19 protein-coding genes are annotated in these 19,774 nt (G+C 71.9%); 6 read left to right on the forward strand and 13 right to left on the reverse strand.

The window, feature by feature from the left end; genetic code table 11:
- Nucleotides 1-10: 10 nt before the first annotated feature.
- Genes RBJ77_RS17910 through deoC form a run of 3 tightly spaced genes read right to left on the reverse strand, consistent with a single transcriptional unit; the run spans nt 11 to nt 3,301 of the window.
- A complete protein-coding gene (locus RBJ77_RS17910; protein ID WP_372345948.1) occupies nt 11-913 on the reverse strand; it encodes an aldehyde dehydrogenase family protein in 903 nt (300 codons plus the stop codon).
- Nucleotides 906-2,357 (reverse strand): aldehyde dehydrogenase family protein, encoded by a 1,452-nt coding sequence (locus RBJ77_RS17915; protein WP_372345949.1) that lies wholly within the window; start codon nt 2,355-2,357, stop codon nt 906-908. The genes RBJ77_RS17910 and RBJ77_RS17915 overlap by 8 nt, the downstream gene beginning before the upstream one ends.
- A gap of 5 nt (nt 2,358-2,362) precedes the next feature.
- A complete protein-coding gene (gene deoC / locus RBJ77_RS17920) occupies nt 2,363-3,301 on the reverse strand; it encodes a deoxyribose-phosphate aldolase (protein WP_372345950.1) in 939 nt (312 codons plus the stop codon).
- 331 nt (nt 3,302-3,632) lie between these two features.
- Between deoC and RBJ77_RS17925 the strand changes: the two genes are divergently transcribed.
- A complete protein-coding gene (locus RBJ77_RS17925; protein WP_372345951.1) occupies nt 3,633-4,241 on the forward strand; it encodes a PH domain-containing protein in 609 nt (202 codons plus the stop codon).
- Nucleotides 4,242-4,253: 12 nt separating this feature from the next.
- On the opposite strand, the gene RBJ77_RS17930 is transcribed toward RBJ77_RS17925, so the two are convergent.
- The 4 genes from RBJ77_RS17930 to RBJ77_RS17945 all read right to left on the reverse strand — a co-directional run bounded on the left by RBJ77_RS17930 (nt 4,254) and on the right by RBJ77_RS17945 (nt 8,704).
- Complete coding sequence (locus RBJ77_RS17930; RefSeq protein ID WP_372345952.1) at nt 4,254-5,450, reverse strand: hypothetical protein; 1,197 nt, start codon at nt 5,448-5,450, stop codon at nt 4,254-4,256.
- A 121-nt stretch (nt 5,451-5,571) separates the two neighbouring features.
- A complete protein-coding gene (locus tag RBJ77_RS17935; protein WP_372345953.1) occupies nt 5,572-7,218 on the reverse strand; it encodes a phospho-sugar mutase in 1,647 nt (548 codons plus the stop codon).
- A 34-nt stretch (nt 7,219-7,252) separates the two neighbouring features.
- Nucleotides 7,253-8,077, reverse strand: coding sequence for a purine-nucleoside phosphorylase (locus RBJ77_RS17940; RefSeq protein WP_372345954.1), 825 nt, complete (start codon nt 8,075-8,077; stop codon nt 7,253-7,255).
- A gap of 189 nt (nt 8,078-8,266) precedes the next feature.
- Nucleotides 8,267-8,704 carry a gamma-glutamylcyclotransferase gene (locus RBJ77_RS17945; RefSeq protein WP_372345955.1) on the reverse strand — a complete coding sequence of 146 codons (438 nt, stop codon included), beginning with the start codon at nt 8,702-8,704 and terminating at the stop codon, nt 8,267-8,269.
- A gap of 131 nt (nt 8,705-8,835) precedes the next feature.
- On the opposite strand from RBJ77_RS17945, the gene RBJ77_RS17950 reads away from it, so the two are divergent.
- Both RBJ77_RS17950 and RBJ77_RS17955 read left to right on the forward strand, forming a co-directional pair.
- On the forward strand, nt 8,836-10,284 hold the full coding sequence (locus RBJ77_RS17950) for an NAD(P)H-quinone dehydrogenase (protein WP_372345956.1): 1,449 nt from the start codon (nt 8,836-8,838) through the stop codon (nt 10,282-10,284).
- 175 nt (nt 10,285-10,459) lie between these two features.
- Nucleotides 10,460-11,413 (forward strand): DeoR/GlpR family DNA-binding transcription regulator, encoded by a 954-nt coding sequence (locus tag RBJ77_RS17955; RefSeq protein ID WP_372345957.1) that lies wholly within the window; start codon nt 10,460-10,462, stop codon nt 11,411-11,413.
- Between the two features lie 19 nt (nt 11,414-11,432).
- Here RBJ77_RS17955 and RBJ77_RS17960 read toward each other — a convergent pair whose 3' ends face one another.
- Both RBJ77_RS17960 and RBJ77_RS17965 read right to left on the reverse strand, forming a co-directional pair.
- A complete protein-coding gene (locus RBJ77_RS17960; RefSeq protein WP_372345974.1) occupies nt 11,433-11,981 on the reverse strand; it encodes a TetR/AcrR family transcriptional regulator in 549 nt (182 codons plus the stop codon).
- Between the two features lie 202 nt (nt 11,982-12,183).
- Nucleotides 12,184-13,956 (reverse strand): biotin carboxylase N-terminal domain-containing protein, encoded by a 1,773-nt coding sequence (locus tag RBJ77_RS17965; RefSeq protein ID WP_372345958.1) that lies wholly within the window; start codon nt 13,954-13,956, stop codon nt 12,184-12,186.
- A 363-nt stretch (nt 13,957-14,319) separates the two neighbouring features.
- Between RBJ77_RS17965 and RBJ77_RS17970 the strand changes: the two genes are divergently transcribed.
- A complete protein-coding gene (locus RBJ77_RS17970; protein ID WP_372345959.1) occupies nt 14,320-14,796 on the forward strand; it encodes a hypothetical protein in 477 nt (158 codons plus the stop codon).
- On the opposite strand, the gene RBJ77_RS17975 is transcribed toward RBJ77_RS17970, so the two are convergent.
- The 4 genes from RBJ77_RS17975 to RBJ77_RS17990 form a co-directional block, all read right to left on the reverse strand.
- Entirely contained in the window at nt 14,768-15,379 is a 612-nt protein-coding gene (locus tag RBJ77_RS17975) for a nucleoside triphosphate pyrophosphatase (protein WP_372345960.1), read from the reverse strand. The genes RBJ77_RS17970 and RBJ77_RS17975 overlap by 29 nt on opposite strands.
- A 32-nt stretch (nt 15,380-15,411) precedes the next feature.
- The gene (gene mmpB / locus RBJ77_RS17980; RefSeq protein WP_372345961.1) at nt 15,412-15,540 is read right to left on the reverse strand and encodes a morphogenic membrane protein MmpB; all 129 of its coding nucleotides are present in this window, start codon (nt 15,538-15,540) and stop codon (nt 15,412-15,414) included.
- Between the two features lie 107 nt (nt 15,541-15,647).
- Nucleotides 15,648-15,854, reverse strand: a complete 207-nt coding sequence (locus tag RBJ77_RS17985; protein WP_372345962.1) for an acyl-CoA carboxylase epsilon subunit — start codon at nt 15,852-15,854, stop codon at nt 15,648-15,650.
- Between the two features lie 11 nt (nt 15,855-15,865).
- Nucleotides 15,866-17,476: an acyl-CoA carboxylase subunit beta gene (locus tag RBJ77_RS17990; RefSeq protein WP_372345963.1), complete on the reverse strand. Its 1,611-nt coding sequence runs from the start codon at nt 17,474-17,476 to the stop codon at nt 15,866-15,868.
- A gap of 145 nt (nt 17,477-17,621) precedes the next feature.
- Between RBJ77_RS17990 and RBJ77_RS17995 the strand changes: the two genes are divergently transcribed.
- Nucleotides 17,622-18,494 (forward strand): biotin--[acetyl-CoA-carboxylase] ligase, encoded by an 873-nt coding sequence (locus RBJ77_RS17995; protein WP_372345964.1) that lies wholly within the window; start codon nt 17,622-17,624, stop codon nt 18,492-18,494.
- Nucleotides 18,495-18,658: 164 nt separating this feature from the next.
- Nucleotides 18,659-19,771 carry an adenylate/guanylate cyclase domain-containing protein gene (locus RBJ77_RS18000; RefSeq protein ID WP_255978686.1) on the forward strand — a complete coding sequence of 371 codons (1,113 nt, stop codon included), beginning with the start codon at nt 18,659-18,661 and terminating at the stop codon, nt 19,769-19,771.
- The last annotated feature ends 3 nt before the right edge of the window (nt 19,772-19,774 follow it).

A 19,774-nucleotide genomic window follows, 5' to 3' on the forward strand; every position in this document is an offset into this window, starting at 1 on the left:
GGGAGGGCCGCTAGTACGAGGAGCCGGACGCGCCCAGCGAACCCGTCGGGTGCCAGACGGTCTTCGTCTCCAGGAAGTACGTCAGCCGGTCCGTGCCCGGGTCCGCCGTGAAGTCCTCCACAGGCTGGGGACGGCGCACCCGCTTCAGGTTGTCCGCGGCGGCGATCTCCAGCTCCTTGGCGAGGGCCGGCTCGGCGCCGGTGAGGTCGATCCCGTTCACGTCCTGGTGCGCGGCGAGCGACGGGGCGATCTCCGACGCCTTGCCGGACAGGACGTTCACGACGCCGCCCGGCACGTCCGAGGTGGCGAGCACCTCGCCGAGGGAGAGCGCGGGCAGCGGGGACGCCTCGCCGGCGATCACGACCACCGTGTTGCCGGTCGCGATGACCGGGGCGATCACCGAGACCAGGCCGAGGAACGACGACTCCTGCGGGGCGACGACCGCGACCACGCCCGTCGGCTCGGGGGTCGAGAGATTGAGGAAGGGGCCCGCGACCGGGTTCGCCCCGCCCACGACCTGGCCGATCTTGTCGGTCCAGCCCGCGTACCAGACCCAGCGGTCGATCGCCGCGTCGACGACGGCCGCGGCCTTCGACTTGCTCAGGCCCTCCGCCTCGGCGACCTCGCGCACGAACTGGTCGCGGCGGCCCTCCAGCATCTCGGCCACGCGGTACAGGACCTGCCCGCGGTTGTACGCGGTCGCGCCCGACCAGCCGCCGAACGCCTTGCGCGCGGCGACGACGGCGTCACGGCCGTCCTTGCGGGACGAGAGCGGCGCGTTGGCGAGCCACTTCCCCTTGCTGTCCTGCACTGCGTACACCCGGCCGCTCTCGGAACGCGGGAACTTCCCGCCCACGTACAGCTTGTAGGTCTTGAAGACGCTGAGGCGCTGCTGCTCGGACTTCTCAGACATCGAGGTAGGCCTCCAGACCGTGGCGGCCGCCCTCGCGGCCGAAGCCCGACTCCTTGTAGCCGCCGAACGGCGAGGTCGGGTCGAACTTGTTGAACGTGTTGGCCCAGACGACCCCGGCCCGCAGCCTGTTCGCCACGGCCAGGATCCGCGAACCCTTCTCGGTCCAGATGCCGGCCGAGAGCCCGTACTGCGTGTTGTTGGCCTTCGCCACCGCCTCCTCGGGGGTGCGGAAGGTCAGGACCGAGAGCACCGGGCCGAAGATCTCGTCCCGGGCGACGGTGTGCGCCTGCGTGACGTTCGTGAAGAGCGTCGGCGCGAACCAGTAGCCGGAGGAGGGGAGTTCGCACGGCGCGGACCAGCGCTCGGCGCCCTCCGCCTCGCCGGTCTCGGCGAGCGCGGTGATCCGGGCCAGCTGCTCGGCCGAGTTGATCGCGCCGATGTCGGTGTTCTTGTCGAGCGGGTCGCCGAGCCGCAGCGTCGACAGCCGGGACTTGAGGCGGTCGAGCACCTCCTCCTGGACCGACTCCTGGACGAGGAGGCGCGAACCCGCGCAGCAGACCTGGCCCTGGTTGAAGAAGATGCCCGTGACGATGCCCTCGACGGCCTGGTCGATCGGGGCGTCGTCGAAGACGATGTTCGCGCCCTTGCCGCCGAGCTCCAGCGTGAGCTTCTTGTCCGTGCCCGCGACGGTCCGGGCGATCTGCTTGCCGACGGCCGTGGAACCGGTGAAGGCCACCTTGTTCACGTCCGGGTGGGCGACCAGGGCCGCGCCCGCGTCCCCGTACCCGGGAAGGATGTTGACGACGCCCTTGGGCAGGCCCGCCTGGCGGCAGACGTCCGCGAAGAACAGCGCCGACAGCGGCGTCGTCTCGGCGGGCTTGAGGACGACCGTGTTGCCCGTGGCGAGCGCCGGGGCGATCTTCCACGCCAGCATCAGCAGCGGGAAGTTCCACGGGATGACCTGGCCGGCCACGCCCAGCGGCTTCGGGGCGGGGCCGAAACCGGCGTGGTCGAGCTTGTCCGCCCAGCCGGCGTAGTAGAAGAAGTGCGCGGCGACCAGCGGGAGGTCCGCGTCGCGGGTCTCCCTGATCGGCTTGCCGTTGTCGAGCGTCTCCAGGACGGCCAGCTCGCGGCTGCGCTCCTGGATGATCCGCGCGATGCGGAACAGGTACTTGCCGCGCTCCGCGCCCGGCAGCGCCGACCACTTCGCGAACGCCTTGCGGGCCGCCTGCACGGCACGCTCGACGTCGGCCTCACCGGCCTGCGCGACCTCGGAGAGGACCTCCTCGGTGGACGGCGAGACGGTCTTGAAGACCTTGCCGTCGGCGGCGTCGGTGAACTCGCCGTCGATGAACAGCCCGTACGACGGGGCGATGTCGACGACCGACCGGGACTCGGGCGCCGGTGCGTACTCGAACACAGAAGTCTGCTTGTCCATGGTCATGGGTGTCAGTCCACCGTCACGTAGTCGGGACCGGAGTAGCGGCCGGTGGCCAGCTTCTGGCGCTGCATCAGCAGGTCGTTGAGGAGCGAGGAGGCGCCGAACCGGAACCAGTGGTTGTCCAGCCAGTCGGGCCCCGCCGTCTCGTTGACCAGGACGAGGAACTTCACCGCGTCCTTGGCCGTGCGGATGCCGCCCGCGGGCTTCACCCCGATCTGTACCCCCGTCTGCGCACGGAAGTCGCGGACGGCCTCCAGCATCAGGAGCGTGTTCGCCGGCGTCGCGTTGACGCCGACCTTGCCGGTCGAGGTCTTGATGAAGTCGGCGCCCGCGATCATTCCGATCCAGCTGGCGCGCTTGATGTTGTCGTACGTCGACAGCTCGCCGGTCTCGAAGATGACCTTGAGGCGGGCGGCGCCGCAGGCCTCCTTCACGGCGCGGATCTGCTCGAAGACCGTCAGGTAGTCGCCGGAGAGGAAGGCTCCGCGGTCGATCACCATGTCGATCTCGTCCGCGCCCGCGGCCACGGCCTCGCGCACGTCGCCGAGCTTCACGTCGATGGCGGCGCGGCCCGCCGGGAAGGCGGTGGCCACGGAGGCGACCTTCACGCCGCTGCCTGCGACGGCCTCCTTGGCCGTGGCGACCATGTCCGGATAGACGCAGACGGCGGCGGTGCGCGGGGTGCCGCGGTCGGTCGGGTCGGGGTTGACGGCCTTCGCGCCGAGCGCCCGGACCTTGCCCGGGGTGTCGGCGCCCTCCAGCGTCGTCAGGTCGATCATCGAGATGGCCAGGTCGATGGCGTACGCCTTCGCCGTGGTCTTGATCGAGCGGGTACCGAGCGAGGCGGCGCGCGCCTCCAGGCCGACCGCGTCGACGCCGGGCAGCCCGTGGAGGAAGCGGCGGAGCGTGCTGTCGGACGCGGTCACGTCAGCGAATGCAGTGGGCATGGTCACGAGGGGAGCATATCTACGCGCGTAGCGGCTGTACAGGGGGCGGGGTGGGGGTGGGGGCGCTGTTGCGGTTCCGGTGGGGGCTGGTCGCGCCGTTCCCCGCGCCCCTTGAAACCCGACCTCGGCTGCCGGCCGGTGGGGCTTCTCGCGCAGTTCCCCGCGCCCCTGAGATGCGCACCCTTCGGGTGGCATCTCCCCGGCGGGGGAAGGCTGCGCGCAGCGCATGCCTTCCAGGGGCGCGGGGAACTGCGCGAGAAGCCCCACCGGGCCGCACCCGCCCGCGAGGCCCCCCGCTCGAGTCAGCGCAGCGTCAGGCAGAATCGGGGCCATGACGAGCGAAACCACGTCCCCGGACCGCATCTACCGGTCACCCGCCGGCATCGCGGGCGGCGTCGTGCTGCTCGCCCTGGGCGCCTGGCTCGGCGCCGACGCGGTGCTCAGCGGCGAGGGCCGCACCCCGTGGCTGGCGCTCGCCGGACTGCTCTTCGCCGTGCCGCTGGTCGTCGCGTTCACGATCCGCCCCGCCGTCTTCGGCAACGACGACCGGCTCCGCGTCCGCAACCCGTTCCGCCTGATCACGCTGCCCTGGGCGGCGGTCGCGGACTTCCGGTCCAGCTACTCCAACGAGGTGTTCGACCAGGCCGGCACCAAGTACCAGCTCTGGTCGATCCCGGTCTCCCTGCGCGCCCGCCGCAAGGCGCAGCGCAGCCAGATGCGGGCCGAGACCCGGCAGGCCCGCAACCCCTCGGCCACGCCCTCCGCCCCGTCGCCCGGCCCCTCGTCCGACCAGGCCATGCAGGAGCTGCGCGAGCTGTACGAGGCCCGCGCCGCGGCGGCGACGTCGCAGGGCGAGCCGACGGTCCGCTGGGCGTACGAGATCATCGCCCCGGCCGTCGCGGGCGGCGTGCTCCTGCTCGTCCTCCTGCTGCTGGGCTGAGAGCGTCCGCCCTCACGGGGCGCTCGGCCACACCAGCACCATGTACGCGCCGCAGTACGCCGCGCAGAGCACCGCCCCGGTCACCCCGATGACGAGGAACCGCCGGGACGTCCGGGCCAGCGCCAGCGCCACCGGCAGCAGCAGCGGGAAGCCGGGCAGCAGGAACCGGGCCCGCGAGAAGTAGACGCCGCCGCTGCCGAGCACGATCGCCAGCAGCACCCCGGTGAAGATCAGCAGCGGCAGCGGCTGGCGGTCCAGGACGGACAGGCCGTACAGCACCACCGACGCGAGCAGCGTCACCGTCACCATCACCAGGAAGAGCTCGGGCGTGGAGTCGTACGCGAGGAACTCCCGCATCCGGCGCAGCGTCTCGACGCCCCCGTCGAGCTCGTTGTGCCAGAGCCGCTGCACGGCGAAGTAGCCGTCCCAGCGGCCGAGTCTGAGCCCCACCCACCCCACGTACGCGAGCCAGCCGAGCGGCGCGAGCAGCACGCCCGTGAGGACCCGCCGGGAGAACCGGCGGCGCAGCGCGAACAGCCCGCACAGGCCGACCGCCGCCGCGAGCGCGATGCCGGTCGGCCGGGTCAGGCCGGAGAGCGCGGCGAGGGTGCCCGCCCACACCCAGCGGCCGGTCAGCACGGCGTACAGGGACCAGGCGACGAACGCCGTGAACAGCGACTCGGTGTAGCCCATCCACTGGACCAGGCCCACCGGCAGGCACGCCCACAGGAACGTGAGGAGGATGCCCACCCGGCGGCCGTGCAGCCGGTCGCCGACCGCGAAGACGCCCCACGCGGCGACGAACGAGCAGGCCATGGCGGACAGCAGGCCGACGGTCGCGCGCGAACCCGGGGTGACGGCGGCCAGCGCCTTCACCAGGACCGGGTAGAGCGGGAAGAACGCGAGGTTGTTCGCGTCGTACTCGGTGCCGAGGGTGCGCTCGTAGCCGTGGTCGGCGATGCCCAGGTACCACTTGGAGTCCCAGTCGGCGGCCAGCGTCGGCCAGATGCCGTGGCCCTCCTTGTGGGCCCAGACGCCGAGGACGAGCAGGGCGAAGACGCGCACGGCCGTGTACGCGACCAGGGCGGGGGCCGCTCGCCGCAGGGAGCGGGTGACGCGGGTGCGGATGCCGGTGATCGCGGTGCCCGGGGCCGGGCGGCTGCGGCGTGCCTTCGGGAGAAGGGGGGCCTCGGTTGCGGTCGGGGGCACGTCTGCGGCTCCTGGGGGTCGGGCGGTTCGGCGGGGGCAACGTTCCCGTTGCGCCCCGCCGTTGTCGCCCACCCTTGCGTCAACTGACCCGCAGGAATCACTCGTCCGTGTGGTGGGGCCCCTAGATGCCGGCCGCGGCCGACAGGTCCCGCTTGAGGGCCGCCAGGCGCTGCGCCGCCTCGGTCCGCGCCGCGGGCAGGCCCGCCCGCTCGGCGACCGGCACGACGACCTCCAGGTAGCACTTCAGCTTGGGCTCCGTGCCGGAGGGGCGGACGATGACGCGGGCCCCGTCCAGCGTGTAGCGCAGGCCGTCCGTCGGGGGCAGCCCGCCGGCGCCCGCCGACAGGTCCTCCGCCGACGTCACCGCGAGACCGGCCAGCTCCGCCGGCGGCCGCTCGCGCAGCCGGTGCATGGCGGCGGCGATCACCGACAGGTCGTCCACCCGCACGCTCAGCTGGTCCGTGGCGTGCAGACCGTGGGCGAGCGCCAGGTCGTCGAGCGCGTCCAGGAGCGTACGGCCCTGCTCCTTCAGCCCGCTCGCCAGCTCGGTCACCAGGAGCGCGGCCGTGATGCCGTCCTTGTCGCGCACGCCCTCGGGGTCGACGCAGTAGCCGAGCGCCTCCTCGTAGCCGTAGCGCAGGCCCTCGACCCGGGCGATCCACTTGAAGCCGGTCAGCGTCTCCGCGTACGGCAGCGAGGCCGCCTCGGCGATCCGGCCGAGCAGCGACGACGAGACGATCGACTCGGCGAGCACGCCCGTGACGCCCCGCTCCACCAGGTGCGCGGCCAGCAGCGCGCCCACCTCGTCGCCGCGCAGCATCCGCCAGGCGGCGCCGTCGCGGACGGCGACGGCGCAGCGGTCCGCGTCCGGGTCGTTGGCGATGATCAGGTCCGGTGCCTCGGACAGGGCGCGGGCCGTCGCGAAGGACAGGTCCATCGCGCCCGGCTCCTCCGGGTTCGGGAACGCGACCGTCGGGAAGTCCGGGTCGGGCTCGGCCTGTTCCGGCACGAGCACCGGCTCGGGGAAACCCGCCCGGGCGAACGCCGCGAGGAGCGTGTCCTTGCCGACGCCGTGCATCGCCGTGTAGACGGTGCGGGCCGTGCGCGCGGAGCCCGGCGCCAGGACCGCGTCCGTGCGGGCCAGGTACGCCGCCAGGACCTCGTCGCCGAGCGTCTCCCAGCCCGACTCCGCGCGCGGCACGTCGTGGAGCGAGGCGACCGCGTCGATCTCGGCGGCGATCTCCGCGTCCGCGGGCGGCACGATCTGCGAGCCGTCCCCGAGGTAGACCTTGTAGCCGTTGTCCCGGGGCGGGTTGTGGGACGCCGTGACCTCGACGCCCGCGACCGCGCCCAGGTGCCGTATGGCGAAGGCGAGCACGGGAGTGGGCAGCGGGCGGGGGAGGACCGCGGCGCGCAGCCCCGCGCCCACCATCACCGCGGCCGTGTCCCGCGCGAAGTCCGCGGACTTGTGGCGCGCGTCGTAGCCGATCACGACCACGCCGTCGGTCTGCCCCTTGGCCTTCAGGTACGCGGCCAGGCCCGCGGCCGCCCGGATGACCACGGCGCGGTTCATCCGCATCGGGCCCGCGCCCAGCTCACCGCGCAGACCGGCCGTGCCGAACTGCAGCGTGCCCGAGAAGCGCTCGCCGAGGGCCGCCAGGTCTCCGGCCCCGATGAGCCCGGCCAGTTCCTCGCGGGTCTCGGGGTCGGGGTCCTCCGCGAGCCAGGTCTTCGCCCGGTCGAGCAGTTCGCTGCCAGATACGGTCACGGTTCGCATTCCTTCAGACGTCAGACGTACGGGTTCAGATCTTGGCGAGGACCTGGGTCAGCAGCTCGCCCATGCGGACGGCCGAGTCGCGGCCGGCCTGGAGGACCTCTTCGTGGTTGAGCGGCTCGCCGGACAGGCCCGCGGCCAGGTTCGTCACCAGGGAGATGCCGAGCACCTCCGCGCCCGCCTCGCGGGCCGCGATGGCCTCCAGGGTGGTGGACATGCCGACCAGGTCCGCGCCGAGGATGCCGGCCATCCGGACCTCGGCGGGGGTCTCGTAGTGCGGGCCGGGGAACTGGGCGTAGACGCCCTCCTCCAGCGACGGGTCGATCTCCTGGCACAGCGTGCGCAGACGCGGCGAGTACAGGTCGGTGAGGTCGACGAAGTTCGCGCCGACGATCGGCGACGTGGCCGTCAGGTTGATGTGGTCGGAGATGAGGACCGGCTGGCCGGGGCGCATGCCCTCGCGCAGACCGCCGCAGCCGTTCGTCAGCACGATGGTCTTGCAGCCCGCGGCGGCGGCCGTGCGCACGCCGTGCGCGACGGCGGCGACTCCGCGGCCCTCGTAGTAGTGGGTGCGGCCGAGGAAGACCAGGGCGCGCTTCTCGCCGACCTGGTACGAGCGGACCTTGCCGCCGTGGCCCGCCACCGCGGCGCCGGTGAAACCGGGCAGCTCGGTGAAGGGGAACTCGGCGGCCGGCGCGCCGAGCGCCTCGGCGGCGGGCGCCCAGCCGGAGCCCATCACGAGGGCGACGTCGTGGGTCTCGGCACCGGTGAGTTCGCGCAGGCGCGCGGCGGCGGTGTCGGCGGCGGCGTAAGGGTCGCCCTGGAGGTGGTCCGGAGTAAGCGATGCGTTCACGCGCTTGAGGGTAGCCGCTCACGTCCTACGCGCGTAGATGTCGATGGGCCCGGTCTTGCGATCGTTGTCTTGTCGTTTCCGACGAACCGCTCCGCTCGGGGGTCGGAATCGCGCCGTGGGGCTGGTTCGCGGGGAACTGCGCGAGAAGCCCCCACCGGCCCGCACCCGCGAACACACCGGAAAGACCGGTCAGCAAGGGCGCTTGCGCAGTTCCATCACGTAGTCGTGGGGGGCGCCCGCGGACTCCGCCGCGTCGGCGATCTCACCCAGGTACCGGGCGGACGGCAGACCGCCCTCGTATCCGTTCAGTACGTACACCCACGCGGGCTCCTCGCCCTCCAGGGTGTCGATGCGCACCCGCATCCGCCGGTAGATGTCGAGGCCGACACCCTCCCAGCGGTCCATGGACTCCTCGTCCATCGGGGCGATGTCGTACAGCGCGACGAAGACCTGCGACCGGGGTGCCTCCACGATCGTGGCGAGCGCACCCTCCCAGCCCATGTGCTCGCCCCCGAACGTCAGCCGCCATCCGGTCAGCCAGCCCGTCGCGCGCAGCGGCGAGTGCGGAGCGCGGCGCGTCATGAGCCGCGGGTCGAGATTGCCGGCGTACGCGGCGTAGAGCGACATGAGGTCGAGGGTACGTCAGACGGCTCATCCGTCCCGTACGGAACGGAGGCACCCCCTCTTAAGAGGGGAGACGTGTGTGCGGCACCCGGACGGGGGCCCCGGCTCGGTGGGGTCTTGAAGCGTGCGGGACAATGGAGTACGTGACTCGGATCGTGATCATTGGCGGCGGACCTGGCGGATACGAGGCGGCACTGGTGGCCGCCTCGCTCGGCGCGGAGGTGACCGTCGTCGACTGCGACGGTCTGGGCGGGGCGTCGGTGCTCACCGACTGCGTGCCGTCGAAGACCCTGATCGCGACGGCCGAGGTGATGACGACCTTCGACTCCTCGTACGAGGAGCTGGGGATCATCGTCGAGGACGACACCCCGGACCCGGACTCCCCGGCCCGCGTCGTCGGCGTCGACCTCGGCAAGGTCAACCGCCGGGTGAAGCGCCTCGCGCTCGCCCAGTCCCACGACATCACCGCCTCCGTCACCCGGGCCGGTGCCCGCGTGCTGCGCGGCCGCGGCCGCCTCGACGGCCAGCAGGACCTCGACGGCTCCCGCAAGGTGATCGTCACCGCCGCCGACGGCACCGAGGAGACCCTCGTCGCCGACGCCGTGCTGCTCGCGACCGGCGGCCACCCGCGCGAGGTCCCCGACGCGCAGCCCGACGGCGAGCGCATCTTCAACTGGACGCAGGTGTACGACCTGGAGGAGCTCCCCGAGGAGCTCATCGTGGTCGGTTCCGGTGTCACGGGCGCCGAGTTCGCCGGTGCCTACCAGGCGCTCGGTTCGAAGGTCACCCTCGTCTCGTCGCGCGACCGCGTGCTGCCGGGCGAGGACCCGGACGCCGCCGCCGTCCTGGAGGACGTCTTCCGGCGCCGCGGCATGAACGTCATGGCCCGCTCCCGCGCCGCCTCCGCCAAGCGGGTCGGCGACCGCGTCGAGGTCACCCTCGCCGACGGCCGGGTCATCTCCGGCACGCACTGCCTGATGGCGGTCGGCGCGATCCCCAACAGCGAGGGGCTCGGCCTGGAGGGGGCCGGCGTCAAGGTGAAGGACTCCGGGCACATCTGGACCGACAAGGTCTCGCGCACGACCGCCCCCGGTGTGTACGCGGCCGGTGACGTGACCGGCATCTTCGCCCTCGCCTCGGTGGCGGCCATGCAGGGCCGCATCGCGATGTACCACTTCCTGGGCGACGCGGTGGCGCCGCTGAACCTGAAGACCGTGTCGTCGAACGTGTTCACCGACCCCGAGATCGCCACGGTCGGCGTCTCGCAGGCCGACGTCGACGGCGGGAAGTTCGACGCCCGCGTCGTCAAGCTGCCGCTGCTGCGCAACCCGCGCGCGAAGATGCAGGGCATCCGGGACGGCTTCGTCAAGATCTTCTGCCGCCCGGGCACCGGCATCGTGGTCGGCGGTGTGGTCGTCGCGCCGCGCGCTTCGGAACTGATCCACCCCATCTCGATCGCGGTCGACAACAATCTGACGGTCGAACAGATCGCGAACGCGTTCACCGTGTACCCCTCCCTTTCGGGCTCGATCGCCGAAGTGGCCCGGCAGTTGCACACGCGGAAGATCGCCGAAGAGGGCTGACGCTCCGTAACCCGCCCCAGGTCACGGTGAGTTGCGGCCCATGCGGGCGGCATAGGCGCAGTGGGTAAGCACCCCCGCTGCGCCTATACCACTTCCAGGGCAGTTGTGCGAACAGAACCTGTAATTCGGCGCAAACAGCTGAAAGCAGACGGTCGTTGGGGTTACTGTCAGTTTCGTGTTCGCTGCAGAACGTCGTCAATTGATCCTCGAAATGGTGCGAGCCAATGGAGCGGTATCGCTCCGGGAGCTCGCCCGCGTCGTCCAGACCTCCGAAGTGACCGTACGGCGGGACGTGCGCGCACTGGAGGCAGAAGGACTCCTGGACCGCCGGCACGGCGGTGCGGTATTGCCGGGCGGATTCACGCGGGAATCCGGCTTTCCGCAGAAGTCACATCTCGCGACCGCAGAGAAGACGGCCATCGCCGATCTCGCCGCGGGTCTCGTCGAAGAGGGCGAGGCCATCGTGGTGGGCGCGGGGACGACCACGCAGGAGCTGGCCCGCCGGCTCGCGCGTGTGCCGGGCCTGACCGTCGTCACCAACTCCCTTCTGGTGGCCCAGGCGCTGGCCCATGCCAACCGCGTCGAGGTCGTCATGACCGGTGGCACGCTGCGGGGTTCCAACTACGCACTGGTGGGCAGCGGGGCCGAGCAGTCCCTGCAGGGCCTGAGAGTGTCCCGGGCGTTCCTGTCCGGGAGCGGTCTCACGGCCGAGCGAGGGCTCTCCACCTCCAACATGCTGTCGGCTTCCGTGGACCGGGCGCTCGTCCAGGCCGCGGCGGAGGTCGTCGTGCTCGCCGATCACTCCAAGCTCGGGACGGACACCATGTTCCAGACCGTGCCGACCGACGTGATCACGCGACTCGTCACCGACGAGCCGCCCGGGCACGACGACCGGGCCGCCACGGAGCTCCAGGCACTGGCCGACCAGGGCGTCCAGATCGCCGTCGCGGGGGCGGGGCCTTCGTCGGCGGGGGGCGGTGATCCCGTCCCGGCGCGGCAGCCGCGCCGGGATGTGCCGCTCCCCGGCCAGCGCCGGCTCCCGTCCGGCGGCCACCCGCTCAGGAACGCGGCGACGCTCGACGCCACACCCGAGCGCTCGGCACGCGTGGCCGATCTGCGACGCCGCTAGCTCCGGCGCCGCCCGCGCTCTAGGGCGCGGTAATACCTCGTAGCGTCAGCTTGAGGAGCCGGTCCGCCAGATCCGGGTCCGACGGAGTCTCCTCCGCCGCGAGCGCGATCGCGTTCGTCAGCTGGAGCAGGTCGGTGATGGAGACGTCGTCGCGGACCGAGCCGGAAGCCTGCGCCCGGGACAGCAGCGCCTGCCCCGCCTCGCGCATCGGCGTGCTGCACCGCGCGAGTGCCGAACTCGCGTCCTGGGAAGCCGACATGAGGGCCCGGGACAGCCCCCGGTACTCGCTCGCGTGCGTGATGATCTCGCGCAGCCACGTGACGAGCGCCGCGCACGGCTGCGGCGCGTCGAGCAGGGCGCGGGAGCGGGCCAGCAGATCACTCACCGCCTCCTCGAAGACGGCGCTCATCAGTGCGTACCGGTTCGGGAAGTGCCGGTACAGCGTGCCGATGCCGACGCCCGCGCCGCGCGCCACGTCCTCCAGGGACGCACCGGTGCCGTGCTCCGCGAACGCCTTGCGGGCCTGCGTCAGCAGCCGCTCGTAGTTGCGGCGGGCGTCCGCCCGCATGGGTCGGCCGCGATCGTGGTCGGTGCCGGTCGTCATCGGGCCTCCCTGGGCGTGCGCGGGCCTCCAAGGATGCCCGATCGGGCCGGTGCGGAGGGACGGCCACCGCAGTAGCGTCGACCACAGCGGAACGTGGACCGGGGGAAACGGGCGGGGGCCCGCCGACCGCACGGTCGACGGGCCCCCGGCCGGAACCGGTCGGACGTCAGTCCTTGATCTCGCAGATCGCCGCACCGGAGGTGAGCGAGCCGCCGACCTCCGCGACAAGTCCCTTGATGGTGCCGGACTTGTGGGCGTTGAGCGGCTGCTCCATCTTCATGGCCTCCAGGACGACGACGAGGTCGCCCTCCTTGACCTCCTGGCCCTCCTCGACGGCGACCTTGACGACGGTGCCCTGCATCGGGGACGCGAGGGTGTCGCCGGAGGCGGCCGGGCCCGACTTCTTCGCCGCGCGGCGCTTCGGCTTGGCGCCGGCCGCGAGGCCGGTGCGGGCGAGGGACATGCCGAGCGACGACGGGAGGGAGACCTCCAGGCGCTTGCCGCCGACCTCGACGACGATCGTCTCGCGGTCGCCGTCCTCCTCGTCCGCGTCGGCACCGGCCGGGGCGAACGGCTTGATGTCGTTGACGAACTCGGTCTCGATCCAGCGGGTGAAGATCGTGAACGGGTCCGTGCCACCGGTCAGTTCGGGCGCGAACGCCGGGTCGGTGACCACCTTGCGGTGGAACGGGATGGCGGTCGCCATGCCCTCGACGTCGAACTCCGCGAGCGCGCGGGCGGCCCGCTCCAGGGCCTCCTTGCGGGTGCGGCCGGTGACGATCAGCTTGGCGAGCAGCGAGTCCCACGCCGGGCCGATGACCGAGCCGGACTCGACGCCCGCGTCCAGCCGGACACCGGGACCGGTGGGCGCCTCGAACTTGGTGACGGTGCCGGGCGCGGGCAGGAAGCCCCGGCCCGGGTCCTCGCCGTTGATCCGGAACTCGAAGGAGTGACCGCGCAACTGCGGGTCGCCGTAGCCCAGTTCCTCACCGTCGGCGATCCGGAACATCTCGCGCACCAGGTCGATGCCCGCGACCTCCTCGGTCACCGGGTGCTCGACCTGCAGACGCGTGTTGACCTCCAGGAAGGAGATCGTGCCGTCCGCGCCGACCAGGAACTCGACGGTGCCGGCGCCGACGTAGCCGGCCTCCTTCAGGATCGCCTTGGAGGCCGAGTACAGCTCCTCCACCTGGGCGTCCGACAGGAACGGCGCCGGAGCCTCCTCCACCAGCTTCTGGTGGCGGCGCTGCAGCGAGCAGTCACGGGTCGAGACGACCACGACGTTGCCGTGGCTGTCGGCCAGGCACTGGGTCTCGACGTGCCGCGGCTTGTCCAGGTACCGCTCGACGAAGCACTCGCCGCGGCCGAAGGCGGCGACCGCCTCGCGGACGGCCGAGTCGTAGAGCTCCGGCACCTCTTCGAGGGTGCGGGCGACCTTCAGACCGCGACCGCCGCCACCGAAGGCGGCCTTGATCGCGATGGGCAGGCCGTGCTCCTCGGCGAACGCGACGACCTCGTCGGCGCCCGCGACCGGGTCCGGCGTACCGGCGACCAGCGGGGCTCCCGCGCGCTGCGCGATGTGACGGGCCGCCACCTTGTCACCCAGGTCCCGGATCGCCTGCGGCGGCGGTCCGATCCAGATCAGGCCGGCGTCCAGCACGGCCTGGGCGAACTCCGCGTTCTCCGACAGGAATCCGTAGCCCGGGTGGATGGCGTCCGCGCCGGAGTCCTTGGCTGCCTGCAACACCTTCTCGATGTCCAGGTAGCTGGTCGCCGGGGTGTCACCGCCCAGCGCGAAGGCCTCGTCGGCCGCGCGGACATGCAGAGCGTCCCGGTCCGGCTCGGCGTAGACGGCAACGCTCGCGATCCCGGCGTCCCGGCACGCCCGGGCCACGCGGACAGCGATTTCGCCACGGTTGGCGATGAGCACCTTGCGCACGATGGCTCCCTCCTTGAAACAAGCCGAGTTTAGGGACAGCCGACACGGGCTTACGACCCGTCCCCAATGGTGAGCTTGCCCACACGGAGTGTGACTCGAGGCCCGCTCGGTCCGTGAAATCCCTTGTCGTGCCTGGGTGTGCGGGACTCCTCGGTGGAACCCTAACCCCCGAATGTGGTCAAGGTCTCTGTGAGACCGCGCTGCGGCCGGTCGGCATTCTTTGTGGAGTCCCTACGAATGGCCCAACGATTCTTTGCCTTCGGCAGAACCCTTGTCCGGAGGTTTACCCGTTAGTAGCGTTCGCGATGTCTCGAACGTACTTGGGGTAACAGCAGCAGCCGTACTGGAAAGTGGGTGGGACCGGTGGCGCGCAGACCGGTGGCGTGGGTGGCCGCGATCGTGCTCTTCGCGGAGGCGTTCGGGATCGTGCTCCTGAACTGGTTCCTCGGCCTGGTCGTCGACCGGCAGGACATGTCCCTGGCCGGGCTCGACCCGCGGGCGATGTCGGCCGGTGCGTGGATCGCGGGCGGACTGTTCGGGCTCTATCTGCTGGTGTGCGGCATCGTCCTGGTGCGGGCGGCGGTCGCCGACCGGGCGCCGGGCGGCTTCGGGCGCATCCTGCTGATCAGCGCGGCCGTGGTGCACGGTCTGCTCGGCGCGTTCGCGATCGGCCTGGTGGGCTGGCTCGCCTTCGTGTTCATGATGGTCGTGCTCGCCCTGATCGTGCTGACCCTGGTGGCCTACGACCGGCACGAGAACACCGAGGGCGGCGGGGAGAAGAGCGGTCCCGCCGCGCCACCGGCCCCGCCCGCTAGCTCGCCGGAGCCCACAACTCCGTGATGCCGACGCCCAGTTGACCGAGCAGACGGCGGACCAGCGGCAGCGAGAGACCGATCACGTTGCCGTGGTCGCCGTCGATGCCGTCGATGAACGGGGCCGAGCGCCCGTCGAGGGTGAACGCGCCCGCCACGTGCAGCGGTTCGCCGGTCGCCACGTACGCGGCGACCTCCGCGTCGCTCGGCTCGCCGAAGCGGACGACCGTGGAGGCGGTCCCGGAGGCGTACCGGCCGGTCGCCGTGTCGTACACGCAGTGCCCGGTCTGCAGCGTCCCCACGCGGCCGCGCATCGCCTTCCAGCGGGCCGTGGCCTCCTCGGCGTCGGCGGGCTTGCCCAGCGCCTCGCCGTCCAGGTCGAGCACGGAGTCGCAGCCGATCACGATCGCGTCGTGCGCCTCGGGTCGGGCCGCCACGACGGAGGCCTTGGCCTCGGCGAGGGCGAGGGCGAGTTCGGCGGGGGTCGGGGCCGTCACGGCGTCCTCGTCGACGCCGCTGACGATCACCTCGGGCGCGAACCCGGATTGACGCAGCAGGCCCAGACGGGCGGGGGACTGGGAAGCCAGGACGAGGCGGCGCTGAGCAGTCATGCGGGCCAGCGTAACGGCGGCCGGGGCGGGCCCTAGAACACGCCGAGGACCACCATCACGACGAGCATCGCAAGAGCCAGCACGAAACCCGCACGGCGCAGCATCTCCTGCGTCTCGCGGAGCTCCTTCGGCGGCTCGTTCTCGGGATCTGACCACAGCACGACACCGATACTGCGGCGCGCGTGCGAAGGGCGCCTGAGTACGCGTACTCAGGCGCCCCGGTGCGAAGGGACTAATTAGTTCCGCTCGCCGGTTGTGCCGGCCGGTCCTAGCCGGGCCAGCACGAGCGGCTCCAGCTCGTCGGCCCCGGCGCCGGCAGCCGGTGCGCGGCGATCCGGGAGGGGTCCGCCCACGCGTCCCGCTCGGCCGCGGCGGCCGGGGCACCGGACACCGCCGCGGCGCGGGCCTGGACCACCGCCAGTGCGGCGGCCAGCTCCTCGGGTGTGGGGTTGCCCCGTACGACCTTGATCATCATGACGGCGCTCCTTAGAGGGGGATGTTGCCGTGCTTCTTCGGCGGCAGGCTCTCCCGCTTCGTCCGCAGCTGGCGCAGGCCCCTGACGACGTGGGCGCGGGTGTCGGACGGCATCACGACCGCGTCGATGTAGCCGCGCTCGGCCGCCGTGTACGGGTTGAGGAGCGTGTCCTCGTACTCCTGGATCAGGCGGGCCCTGGTCTCCTCGACGTTCCCGTCGGCCTCGGCCGCCGCGATCGTCTTGCGGTGCAGGATGTTGACCGCGCCCTGCGCGCCCATGACCGCGATCTGCGCGGTGGGCCAGGCCAGGTTCAGGTCGGCGCCCAGGTGCTTGGAGCCCATGACGTCGTACGCGCCGCCGAACGCCTTGCGTGTGATGATCGTGATCAGCGGGACGGTCGCCTCGGCGTACGCGAAGATCAGCTTGGCGCCGCGCCGGATGATGCCCTCGTGCTCCTGCTCGACGCCCGGCAGGAAGCCGGGGACGTCGACGAAGGTCAGCACGGGCACGTTGAAGGCGTCACACGTGCGGACGAACCGCGCGGCCTTCTCGCTCGCGTGGATGTCGAGGCAGCCGGCGAACTGCATCGGCTGGTTGGCGACGATGCCGACCGGACGGCCCTCGACCCGGCCGAAGCCGGTCAGGATGTTCGGCGCGAACAGCGACTGCGTCTCGAAGAACTCGGCGTCGTCCAGGACGTGTTCGATCACCGTGTGCATGTCGTACGGCTGGTTCGCGCTGTCCGGGATGAGAGTGTCGAGCTCGCGGTCCTCGTCCGTCAGCGCGAGGTCCGCCTCCTCCGGGAAGGCCGGCGGCTCGCTCAGGTTGTTCGACGGCAGGTAGGACAGCAGCGACTTGACGTACTCGATCGCGTCCTTCTCGTCGCCCGCCATGTGGTGCGCGACACCGGACCGCGAGTTGTGCGCCCGCGCGCCGCCCAGCTCCTCGAAGCCGACGTCCTCGCCGGTGACCGTCTTGATGACGTCGGGCCCGGTGATGAACATGTGCGAGGTCTGGTCGACCATGACCGTGAAGTCGGTGATCGCGGGGGAGTAGACGGCCCCGCCCGCGCACGGCCCGACGATCAGGCTGATCTGCGGGATGACGCCCGACGCGTGCGTGTTGCGGCGGAAGATCTCGCCGTACATGCCGAGGGCCATGACGCCCTCCTGGATCCGGGCGCCGCCCGAGTCGTTGATGCCGATGACCGGACAGCCCGTCTTCAGGGCGAAGTCCATCACCTTCATGATCTTCTGCCCGAAGACCTCGCCGAGGGCGCCGCCGAACACGGTGAAGTCCTGCGAGAACACGGCGACCGGCCGGCCGTCCACCGTGCCGTAGCCGGTCACGACGCCGTCGCCGTACGGCTTGTTGGCCTCCAGGCCGAAGTCCGTCGAGCGGTGCCGGGCGAACTCGTCGAGCTCCACGAAGGAGTCCTCGTCGAGCAGCAGCTCGATCCGCTCACGGGCCGTCAACTTGCCCTTGGCGTGCTGCTTCTCGACCGCGCGGGCCGACCCCGCGTGCGTCGCCTCGTCGATCCGGCGCCGCAGGTCCTCGATCTTGCCTGCGGTGGTGTGGATGTCGGGCTTAGCGGCCTCTGCGGCCTGTTCCAACTCGGACATCGGGATGCGGCTCCCTGCCTGACTCGACGCTGCTCACGGGGGACGGTTCGGTGTATGGGGAAATCAACTGGGGCTACTGACTCGTAGGGTAGTGGCGCGAATACCGTTCGGCAGTGCGGTGTTTGCCACACCTAGGCTGGGTTGCATGACGCCGCGAGATGGTTCAGACGCGCACGACAACCGCTGGTCGGACTTGGACCGGCCGCCGCTGGCCGCGACGGGCCTGCGCAGGTCCCTCGTACGGGACGGAGGACTGTGGTCGTCCGTGGAGGTGGTGCCCCGTACCGGCTCCACGAACACGGATCTGGTGGCACGGGCCGTGGCCGGCACCGCCGACGAGGGCGCCGTGCTCGTCGCCGAGGAGCAGAGCGAGGGCCGCGGGCGGCTCGACCGGCGCTGGTCGGCGCCGCCCCGCTCGGGCCTCTTCTTCTCCGTCCTCGTCAAGCCGGGCGAGCACGAGGTGCCGGTCGAGCGGTGGGGGTGGCTGCCGCTGCTCACCGGTGTCGCCGTCGCCACCGCGCTGTCCTCGGCGGCCGGCGTCGACACGGCGCTGAAGTGGCCGAACGACCTGCTGCTCACCGTCGGCGACGAGGAGCGCAAGGCCGGCGGGATCCTCGCGGAGCGGGCCGGGACGGACGCCGTCGTGATCGGCATCGGCCTCAACGTGTCGCTGCGCGCGGAGGAGCTGCCGGTGCCCGGGGCCGGGTCGCTGGCGCTGGCCGGGGCGAAGGTGGTGGACCGGGAGCCGTTGCTGCGGGCCGTGCTGCGGTCGTTCGAGCGGTGGTACGTCGAGTGGTGTGCGGCGGAGGGCGATCCCGCGCTGTCCCGGCTCCAGGAGACGTACGCGGCGGGCTGCGCCACGCTGGGCCGGCAGGTGCGGGCGATTCTTCCGGGGGACCGGGAGCTGGTGGGTGAGGCGGTGGCCGTGGACGGGGACGGGCGGCTCGTCATCGCCACGCCTTCCGGTGACCGGGAGCCGGTCGGGGCGGGCGACATCGTCCACTTGCGGCCCGCGTAGGTTCGTTCGTCCGCGGGTGCGTGGGGGCTGGTCGCGCTGCGACAGGGACACGTACCCCCCATTAGGCGGATCCCGTTCCGAGCGGAGTGACCTGGCGCACAGGGGCTGCCGTAGAGTTGAGGCCGGTCGATACCTGACCGCGGCAGATCGGAAGGGCAGCAGGCGTGACCGTCGACGACTCGGGCTCCGGCACGGGCGCCCAAGCCGACCCCGAGAAGCCGGAGGGGGAGACAGAAGACCCCCTCGCGCTGCGGCTCGAAGGGCTCATCCTCGGCGCCGAGCGCCGCTACACACCGTTCCAGGCGGCCCGCAGCGCGGGCGTCTCCGTGGAGCTGGCCACCCGCTTCTGGCGGGCCATGGGCTTCGCCGACATCGGCCAGGCCAAGGCCCTCACCGAGGCCGACGTGCTGGCGCTGCGCCGCCTGTCCGGCCTGGTCGAGGCGGGCCTGCTCAGCGAGGCGATGGCCGTCCAGGTCGCCCGGTCGACCGGGCAGACCACGGCCCGGCTCGCCGAGTGGCAGATCGACTCCTTCCTGGAGGGGCTGACCGAGCCCCCGGAACCCGGCATGACCCGCACCGAGGTCACGTATCCGCTGATAGAGCTGCTCCTGCCCGAGCTGGAGGAGTTCCTCGTCTACGTGTGGCGGCGGCAGCTCGCCGCGGCGACCGGCCGGGTCGTGCAGGCCGGTGACGACGAGGAGATGGTGGACCGGCGGCTCGCCGTCGGCTTCGCCGACCTGGTCGGGTTCACGCGGCTGACCCGGCGGATGGAGGAGGAGGAGCTCGGCGAGCTCGTCGAGGCCTTCGAGACCACCGCCGCCGACCTGGTCGCGGCGCACGGCGGGCGCCTCATCAAGACGCTCGGCGACGAGGTGCTGTTCGCCGCGGACGACGCGGGCACGGCCGGCGAGATCGCGCTGCGCCTGATCGAGACGATGAGCAACGACGAGACGATGCCGGAGCTGCGCGTCGGCATGGCCTTCGGAACCGTCACCACGCGCATGGGCGACGTGTTCGGCACCACCGTGAACCTCGCGAGCCGGCTCACGTCGATAGCGCCACGGGACGCCGTGCTCGTCGACGGCGCCTTCGCCGAGGAGCTGGTGCGCACCGCGGAGGCGCCCGCGTCGGAGGCCGAGGCCACCGCGGCGGCGGAGAAGGCCGAACAGGACGGCGAGGCGGCGCCGAGCTACCGGTTCGCGCTCCAGCCCATGTGGCAGCGCCCGGTGCGCGGCCTCGGCGTCGTCGAGCCCTGGACGCTGACCCGGCGCACCTGACAT

Source organism: Streptomyces sp. KL116D (assembly GCF_030766975.1).
GTDB lineage: Bacteria > Actinomycetota > Actinomycetes > Streptomycetales > Streptomycetaceae > Streptomyces > Streptomyces longispororuber_A.

Excerpts from the sequence above, each read along its gene's own strand:
- RBJ77_RS17910 (WP_372345948.1), bottom strand. The coding sequence starts at position 913 with ATGTCTGAGAAGTCCGAGCAGCAGCGCCTCAGCGTCTTCAAGACCTAC.
- RBJ77_RS17995 (WP_372345964.1), top strand. The coding sequence starts at position 17,622 with ATGACGCCGCGAGATGGTTCAGACGCGCACGACAACCGCTGGTCGGAC.
- RBJ77_RS17950 (WP_372345956.1), top strand. The coding sequence starts at position 8,836 with ATGGAGTACGTGACTCGGATCGTGATCATTGGCGGCGGACCTGGCGGA.
- RBJ77_RS17990 (WP_372345963.1), bottom strand. The coding sequence starts at position 17,476 with ATGTCCGAGTTGGAACAGGCCGCAGAGGCCGCTAAGCCCGACATCCAC.
- RBJ77_RS17975 (WP_372345960.1), bottom strand. The coding sequence starts at position 15,379 with ATGACTGCTCAGCGCCGCCTCGTCCTGGCTTCCCAGTCCCCCGCCCGT.
- RBJ77_RS17985 (WP_372345962.1), bottom strand. The coding sequence starts at position 15,854 with ATGATGATCAAGGTCGTACGGGGCAACCCCACACCCGAGGAGCTGGCC.
- RBJ77_RS17945 (WP_372345955.1), bottom strand. The coding sequence starts at position 8,704 with ATGTCGCTCTACGCCGCGTACGCCGGCAATCTCGACCCGCGGCTCATG.
- RBJ77_RS17960 (WP_372345974.1), bottom strand. The coding sequence starts at position 11,981 with ATGCGGGCGGACGCCCGCCGCAACTACGAGCGGCTGCTGACGCAGGCC.
- RBJ77_RS17925 (WP_372345951.1), top strand. The coding sequence starts at position 3,633 with ATGACGAGCGAAACCACGTCCCCGGACCGCATCTACCGGTCACCCGCC.
- RBJ77_RS17915 (WP_372345949.1), bottom strand. The coding sequence starts at position 2,357 with ATGACCATGGACAAGCAGACTTCTGTGTTCGAGTACGCACCGGCGCCC.
- deoC (WP_372345950.1), bottom strand. The coding sequence starts at position 3,301 with ATGCCCACTGCATTCGCTGACGTGACCGCGTCCGACAGCACGCTCCGC.